7 protein-coding genes are annotated in these 7,754 nt (G+C 65.8%); 6 read left to right on the forward strand and 1 reads right to left on the reverse strand.

Annotated features, from left to right (window positions below; genetic code table 11):
* On the reverse strand, window positions 1-900 hold a 900-nt coding region (locus Q1J95_RS12625; RefSeq protein ID WP_300268083.1), incomplete at its 3' end, for an aromatic amino acid lyase.
* Window positions 901-952: 52 nt separating this feature from the next.
* Here Q1J95_RS12625 and Q1J95_RS12630 point away from each other — a divergent pair.
* The 6 genes from Q1J95_RS12630 to Q1J95_RS12655 all read left to right on the forward strand — a co-directional run bounded on the left by Q1J95_RS12630 (window position 953) and on the right by Q1J95_RS12655 (window position 7,530).
* On the forward strand, window positions 953-1,732 hold the full coding sequence (locus tag Q1J95_RS12630) for an IclR family transcriptional regulator (RefSeq protein ID WP_300268095.1): 780 nt from the start codon (window positions 953-955) through the stop codon (window positions 1,730-1,732).
* A 16-nt stretch (window positions 1,733-1,748) separates the two neighbouring features.
* Complete coding sequence (locus Q1J95_RS12635; protein WP_300268086.1) at window positions 1,749-2,669, forward strand: AEC family transporter; 921 nt, start codon at window positions 1,749-1,751, stop codon at window positions 2,667-2,669.
* 28 nt (window positions 2,670-2,697) lie between these two features.
* Window positions 2,698-3,579 carry a metallophosphoesterase gene (locus Q1J95_RS12640; protein WP_300268087.1) on the forward strand — a complete coding sequence of 294 codons (882 nt, stop codon included), beginning with the start codon at window positions 2,698-2,700 and terminating at the stop codon, window positions 3,577-3,579.
* A gap of 191 nt (window positions 3,580-3,770) precedes the next feature.
* Window positions 3,771-5,423 carry an amino acid adenylation domain-containing protein gene (locus Q1J95_RS12645; RefSeq protein ID WP_300268090.1) on the forward strand — a complete coding sequence of 551 codons (1,653 nt, stop codon included), beginning with the start codon at window positions 3,771-3,773 and terminating at the stop codon, window positions 5,421-5,423.
* On the forward strand, window positions 5,420-6,724 hold the full coding sequence (locus Q1J95_RS12650) for a hypothetical protein (RefSeq protein ID WP_300268091.1): 1,305 nt from the start codon (window positions 5,420-5,422) through the stop codon (window positions 6,722-6,724). The genes Q1J95_RS12645 and Q1J95_RS12650 overlap by 4 nt, the downstream gene beginning before the upstream one ends.
* 14 nt (window positions 6,725-6,738) lie before the next feature.
* The gene (locus tag Q1J95_RS12655; RefSeq protein ID WP_300268093.1) at window positions 6,739-7,530 is read left to right on the forward strand and encodes an enoyl-CoA hydratase-related protein; all 792 of its coding nucleotides are present in this window, start codon (window positions 6,739-6,741) and stop codon (window positions 7,528-7,530) included.
* Window positions 7,531-7,754 lie beyond the last annotated feature (224 nt).

Consider the following 7,754-nt stretch of genomic DNA (forward strand, 5'->3'; position numbering starts at 1 on the left):
CATGGTGTCGCGTGCGGTGCCGTGCACCTGCGGCGAGCAGCGCAGCGAATAGGCGTCCTGCACGCGACCGTCCTCCGGTCCGCGATGGCTGGCGACCATGGGCGAGTCCGTGAGAAAGGCACGGAGGTTCGCGGCGGACGCGGCTTGCCCGTCCTGCGGACGCAGCGCCATGAGGTCGGCGGCGAACACGGCATCCGTGCCGAGCTGGCTCTCGACCGACATGGCGGCTGCGAGATCGGCGGTGGTGACGAGCGTCTCGAGGTCATGCAGTGCGAGCAGCAGCATGCCGAGCATGCCGTCGGTGCCGTTGATGAGGGCCAGCCCCTCTTTCTCTTCGAGGACCAGGGGCTCGATGCCGGCGGCAGCGAGCGCTTCGGATGCTTCGACGGTCGAGGGGCCGCCCACGCGCACCTCGCCCTCTCCCATCGCGGCGAGCGCGATGTGCGACAGCGGGGCGAGGTCGCCGGAGCATCCGAGCGATCCGTACTCGCGGACGATCGGGGTGATTCCGGCGTTGAGCATGGCGGCATAGGTCTCGGCGACGACAGGCCGCACGCCTGTGCGTCCGGTGGCGAGAGTCTGCAGGCGCAGCAGCTGCAGGGCGCGAACGACCTCGGTCTCGACTTCAGCGCCGGTGCCGGCGGCGTGCGAGCGGATGAGGCTCGCCTGCAGCTGGCGTCGCCGGTCGGATGCGATGAAGGTCGTCGCGAGCGCGCCGAAACCGGTCGAGACGCCGTAGTGCGGATGCGGGTCGGCTGCGAGGGCATCGATCACGCCACGGGTCTCGGCGATGCGGTCGAGCGCCGCGCTGGCGATTTCGATCGGGGCTCCGTCACGTGCGACCGCGACGACATCGGCGGCCGTGAGTGTGGCGGCGCCGATACGAATGGGTTGGGTCATGGCTCGATTCCACACCCTTGGCGTGGCGGCGACCAGTGGCGCGTGGCATCCTGTGTCTGTGATCTCAGACAATCATGACGCGTCTCGACCGCAGGTGCCCGCGGCCGATCAGACGCTACGGATTCTGCGCCATCTGGCGACGCGCCCGGCGCCGGTCGCGGCATCCGCCATCGCTCGCGATCTCGACCTGCCCCGTTCGACCGTCTACCACCTGCTGAGCACACTCGCCGATCACGGGTTCGTGCTGCACCTGCGCGAGGCGCGGCGCTGGGCGTTGGGTACCGCTGCCTCGGAGCTCGCCGGAGGCTTCGCCCGCCAGCAGCCTCTCGCGCGTCTGGGCCGCCCGCTCGTTGCCGCCCTCGCCGACCGGCTGGGCGAGAGCACACACCTGGGCGTGCTGAGCGGATCGGATGTCGTCTACATCGTCGAAGAGCGCGCTCCGCGCCGGCCGGCTCTGGTCACCGACGTCGGCGTGCGTCTGCCCGCGCACCTGACGGCGACGGGCCGTGCGATGCTCGCCGCTCTCCCCCGTGAGCAGGTGCGAGCGCTGTATCCGGGCAGCTCGGCGTTCTCCACGCGCACCGGCATCGGCCCCGGCAGACCCGGGGAGTTGCGTGAGCTGCTGCGCAGCATCCGCGCGGCAGGATACGCCTGCGAAGACGGCGAGGTCACCGACGGCACGCGCTCGGTAGGCGCGACGGTTCTCGATGCATCCGGGTGGCCCATCGCCGCGGTCGCCGTCACCTGGTCGCGTGGCACCGGACCGAGCGGGACGGATGCCGCGACCGCTGTCGTCGAGGCGGCCCAGGAACTGCAGCGGCGCCTGCGCTGACGACTACGCTCGAAGGGTGCTCGAGACTCTCACCGGATTCGCCGTGGTTGGCCTCGCTATCGCCGTCGGCTACATCATCGGGCGCATCGATCTGCTCGGACAGCACGCCCGGTACGTGCTCGGACGTCTGACTTTCTTCGTGTTGAGTCCGTTTCTGCTGTTCACGGTGCTCGCGCAGGCCGACGCACGGGTATTGTTCTCGGCTCTGCTGCCGGTGTCGGCCGTCGCCGCGGTCGCTGTCATCGCGGTGTATGCGCTGGTGGCGAAACTGATGTGGAAGCGCAGCGTCGGAGACACCGTCATCGGCGCGCTGGCCGCCGGGCAGGTGAACTCGAACAACATCGGCATCCCGCTGTCGCTGTACCTGCTCGGCAGCGCGGCCTACCCGGCGCCCGTCATCCTCATGCAGTTGCTGGTGTTCACGCCGATCTCGCTGACGATCCTCGATACGGTCACGAGCGGGCGGGCTTCGCCCTGGCGCACCTTCGTCCGCACCACGACGAACCCGATCATCCTGGGCTCTGCCCTCGGCACACTCGTGTCGGTTCTGGGCATCGAGCTCCCGCCGATCGTGATGGAACCGGCCACCCTACTGGCGAACGCGTGTGTTCCCGTACTGCTGATCAGCTACGGCATCTCACTGTTCGGACAGCGCGTGCTCGGCACCTCGGGACACCGGCGTGACGTGCTGCTGGCGAGCACGCTGAAGCTGTTGGTCATGCCCACGATCGCATGGGTCGTCGCCGAGTTCTTGTTCGGCCTTTCGACGCACGAGGTGTTGATCGTGGTGGTGCTGGCCGCTCTGCCGACCGCACAGAACGTCTTCAACTACTCGCAGCGCTATGACATCGCCGAAGCCCTCTCGCGAGACACCGTGTTCATCACAACGGTGGGCTGCATCCCGGTGCTGATCGGGGTGACGCTGCTGCTGGGGTGAGACCACACGTGTTTGGCAGAGTGAGGGTATGAGCGCACTTCGCATCCTCCACCTCAGCGACACGCACGTCGCCGGCGACGGCGGCCGCCACTACGGCGTCGTCGACACCGCTGAGCACCTCCAGCGTGCGCTCGCACACGTCCAGCGGTTGAACATCGACCTCGTCGTCGTCTCCGGCGATGTCAGCGACGACGGCTCGGAGGAGTCATACCGTCAGATTCAGGATGCCGTGACCGGCTGGGCCGCAGGGCATGGCGCCCGTGCGGTGTTCGCGATGGGAAACCATGACGATCGCGCGGGCTTTCGTGCGGTGCTCGGTGGCGGTCAGCCCGGTGCCGACGAGACCGTGCTCGGAGGCGACGACCCGGCGCGTCCGGTTGCGTCGGTCGCCGAACACGACGGATGGCGGGTCGTGGTGCTCGACAGTTCAGTGCCCGGAGCCGGTTACGGCACGCTGGAGCCGGAGCAGTTGCAGTTTCTGCGCGATGCCATCGCTGCGCCATCTGCTCACGGCACGATCGTTATCGTGCATCATCCGCCGGTTCGGGCACAGACCGATCTGCTGCAGGCTCTCGCGCTCGACGAGTACGACGCCCGTGATTTCATCGAGGTCGTCCGGGCCAGTGATGTGCGCGTCGTGCTGTCGGGGCACTACCACCACCCGATCGTCGAGGTCGTCGCCGGTGTGCCAGTCGTCGTCGCCCCGGGCGTGACGAATGTCGCGAGGGCATTCGAGGATCCGAACGAAGAATCGGCGCTCGACGCCTTCGGCGGTACGTACATCGAGATCGACGGCGATCACGTGCGTACGGTGCCCTTTACCGAGCCGTTGACCCCCGTCGAGGTCGTGTTCCATCTGGATGCCGACGTGGTGGCGCAGGTTATCCGGGATGCCGGACGCCAAAGTTGACTGCTGTTCAGCTGAACGCCTCGTGACCGATTCCGGGGGTGAGGAAACATCTCTAGTTGCCGCTGTCTACTGACGACCAATACGTATTAAGTGAGTGCCACAAGCCAACGACGAAACGCAATCAGGGCGCTGACGCTAGTACACGATCAACGGGGCTCGGCCAGCGCCCGTAGTACAAGGAGATATGGATCATGCGACTCGAGACCGCTTCGTGCGCGACCGCAGCGCCTGCGGAAGCGGAAGCGGCCATTGTCAGTGCGCATTCTGCATCGAGCCATGCGACACTCATAAAGAATTACGCGCACGGACCGGTCCAGCAGCCGACGTGGACGCGCATACACGAAGCTTTCGAGGCGCAGGCCCACCAGCGCCCAGAGGCCATCGCCGCAGAGCACCGCGGCGATGCTATCAGCTATGGCGAGCTGAACAGACAGGCCGAGCTGCTCGCGGATGCCCTGCGCGCCCGTGGTGTGCAGCACGGCGACAGGGTCGGGCTCTTCCTCGAACGCTCCATCCCGATGCTGGTCGGCATCCTCGGCATTCTCAAGGCCGGCGCGGCCTACGTTCCTCGCCACGTCGGCATCGATCCAGTCAGCCAGCTCGAACAGGTCGCGCACATTGCCGGCATCTCGGTGGTACTGACGCTGCAGAAGATACTGCCGGTGCTCGAGTCAGCCGCATTCGATGAGGTCGTAGCGATCGAGCAGGTGATCGCCGATGACACGATACCGGCACGCTCGACGATCGACCGCGGTCAGCCCGCTCAGACGGAAGCCGCCGACGACGACCTCTGCTTCGTGCTGTTCACATCGGGAACGACAGGCGTGCCCAACGGCGTGCGCGTCACGCATCGCAACGTGTGCAACATCGTACTCACGGCGCCGGGAGATCTCGGCATCCGATCAGGAACCAAGGTCTCGCAGATCTTGAGCATCGCGTTCGACATGGCCGCCTGGGAGATTCTCGGGTGCCTGTCGCACGGCGGCACGCTTCTGATCCGCGGCGACGACCTGGAAGAGGTCGTGCGCTGTGCCGATGTCGTGATCGCGACGCCGAGCATCCTCAGCTCTTTCGACGCGGATCGCTGCCGCAACGTGCGCACGGTCGCGGTCGCTGGTGAACCCTGCCCTCATTCGCTCGCTATGAAATGGGCCGAGTTCGCCACGTTCTACAACTCCTGCGGCCCCACTGAGACGACCATCGTCAACACCATGCACCGCGTGCGGCCGGGCGTCGAGTTCTCAATCGGCGGCCCGACGCCCAACAACTCCGTCTACGTGCTGGATGCTGATCTGAATCCGTGTGCAATAGGCGAGATCGGCGAGATGTGGGCCGGCGGAGACGGCGTGACGGCCGGCTATCTCGGCAACGATATCCTGACGGCAGAGCGCTATCGCCCCGATCCGTTCCGAGGGGATGGACGGATGATGTTCCGCACCCGCGATCTCGGCCGCTGGAACAACAACGGTGAGCTCGAGCACCACGGGCGCACAGACGATCAGGTCAAGGTGCGAGGTTTTCGGGTCGAGCTCGACGCCGTCTCCGGTGCGCTCGAGTGTGCCCCACAGTGCGTACAGGCGGTCACCCTCAAACTCGACGCCCGCTCGCTCATCGCCTTCGTGCACCCCAGCACGGTCGACCTGTCGGTTGCCCGACAGGCAGTGAACCTGCGCCTCGCCTATTACTGTGAACCATGGCTGCTCTTCGCCATCGACGAGTTCCCCCGCACGAGTCGGGGAAAGATCGACAAGAATGCCCTGTTGGCGTACGCCACCCGCCATGCCGAAAACCTCGACCCGACCGCGAAGCACGACTTCGTCGTCGAAGGGAGCCTCGACGCGTGAACGAACGCGCCCTGCAGGAGGTCACTCTGCCTCCCCAGCACCACGTGCTACGACGCATGTGGCGGCATCCGCTCTTGATGCATTACTGGCGCCTGGCTGTCGCTGTCGTGTTGACTAACGTGATCATCATCGTGGTGATGATGGCGAACGTCGACACATCGCTGGTCGGTCTTCCCACGTCGGCCCTCGCCGACCTCATGCTGGGCAACTTCGCTGTTGCGTTCGTGGTGCGTCAGCAGCGAGTGATCAATCTCTTCTTCTGGCTGGCAACGCGCGTGCCGAAGCACTGGCCGCTGAGCGTGCGGTGGACAGCCGGCAAGGTGTATCACTTCGGCGGTCTGCACGTCGGAGGATTCTTCGTCGGCACGCTGCTGTTGGGGGCCCTGGTTGTGCGGTGGTATCTGGAATCGGCCGCCGTCTCCGTGCTCGTGATCGGCACGACGCTGCTGCTGGTTCTCCTGGCGATGATCATCACGTCGCTGCCGGCGATCCGCTACCCTCGACACGACCTCTTCGAGCGGGTCGCGCGCTTCGGCACGTGGGCATCGCTGCCGCTGTTCTGGGTGCTCACGGCGCTCATTCTGACGCCGGAGGGCGAGGCCTTCACTCTGCTGCACCCGCAGTACCTCGTGCTCGCGCTGATCACGCTCAGCGTCATTCTGCCGTGGCTGCGCCTGCGCCGCGTGCCGGTGGACATCCATCGACCGTCAGGGCACGTCGCGATCGCCGACTTCGACCACGGGGTGACGCCGTTCGCGGGTTCGTCCACCGAGCTCAGCCGCAGTCCGCTGCTCGAGTGGCACTCGTTCGCGAACGTGCCCTCCCCCGACCGAGAGGGCTTCCGCCTCACCATCTCGCGCGCCGGCGACTGGACCGGATCATTCATCTCGGATGCCCCGGAGCACATCTGGGTCAAGGGCATTCCGACGGCCGGCGTCGGCAACATCGAGACGCTGTTCCATAAGGTGCTGTGGATCGCGACCGGCAGCGGCATCGGCCCGTGCCTGCCGCATCTGCTCAAGCAAGAGGTGCCCGCGCATCTGGTGTGGTCGACCCGCGACCCGCGGGTCACGTACGGAGACGAATTGGTCGAAGAGATCCTTTCTGTGCAGCCGGATGCCGTCATCTGGAACACGCAGGTTGACGGCAAGCCCGACATGGTGCGACTGGCCTACCAGGCTTATGTCGAAAGCGGCGCCGAAGCTGTTATCTGCATCTCCAACCGCAAACTGACCTGGGAGGTCGTGTACGGCCTGGAGAGTCGAGGCATTCCCGCCTTCGGCGCGATCTGGGATTCATGAAAGGCAGAACTGACATGGCATCCGAAACAGTACGAGTAGAGCGCTCCGGGCATTTCGTGCGGGTGACGATCGATCGGCCCGCGAAGCTGAATGCGCTCTCGGCCGAGGTGCTCACGTCCATCGACGATACGTTCGCCTCGCTCGCTGACGAGCCTCTCGGCGCTGTTCGCGGCGCGATTCTCGCCGGTGCAGGAGGCCGGGCGTTCGCGGCGGGTGCCGATATCGCCGAGATGGCGCGCATGAGTCCCGAAGAAGGTGCCGATTTCGCCCGCCTCGGCCAGGAGGCCACCACGCGGATCGAGGACGCTCCTTTTCCTGTCATCGCCTGCGTCGACGGCTTCGCCTTCGGCGGCGGATGCGAGTTGGCGATGGCCTGCGACTTCATCTACGCGACCGAGGCTGCACGCTTCAGTCAGCCAGAGGTCAGTCTGGGTCTGATCGCGACGTTCGGTGGTTGTGTGCGCCTGGCGCACCTGGTCGGACCCGCGCGGGCAAAAGAGATGCTCTACACGGGCAAGAGCCTCACCGCACAGGAAGCTCTCACCTACGGTCTCGCCGCCGCTGTGCTTCCCGACGCCGAGTCACTGTTCAGCGCAGCCGAAGACACCTTGCGCCTGATCGCGACGCGCTCGCCGAACGCAGTGGCGATCAGCAAGCGCGTCGTCCAAGAGTCCTATAACCGCCCCGTCGCCGAAGGGCTAGCAGCCGAACAGGCCGGCTTCGCCGACGCGCTGCGCAGCCCCGAGAGCACGCAGGGTATGACGGCGTTCCACGACAAGCGCCCGGCAGGATTCGAGACGCGCTGAGCTATCTAGGAAAGATGCGCGCTTGCGGTGGATCTGAGGGTGTCTGGGTTCACGACATACGTCACAGGTGATACGTCGCTGATGTCTCGCGACATAGGAGACGGATGTCGCGAGACATCACACGGTGGACCTAAGGGTGTCTGGGTTCACGACATAGGTCACAGGTGATAGGTCGCTCATGAGTCGCGACATAGGTCACATGCTGAAAGCATGTCGAAGCACCG

This window comes from Microbacterium sp. (assembly GCF_029263575.1).
Taxonomy (GTDB): Bacteria; Actinomycetota; Actinomycetes; order Actinomycetales; family Microbacteriaceae; genus Microbacterium.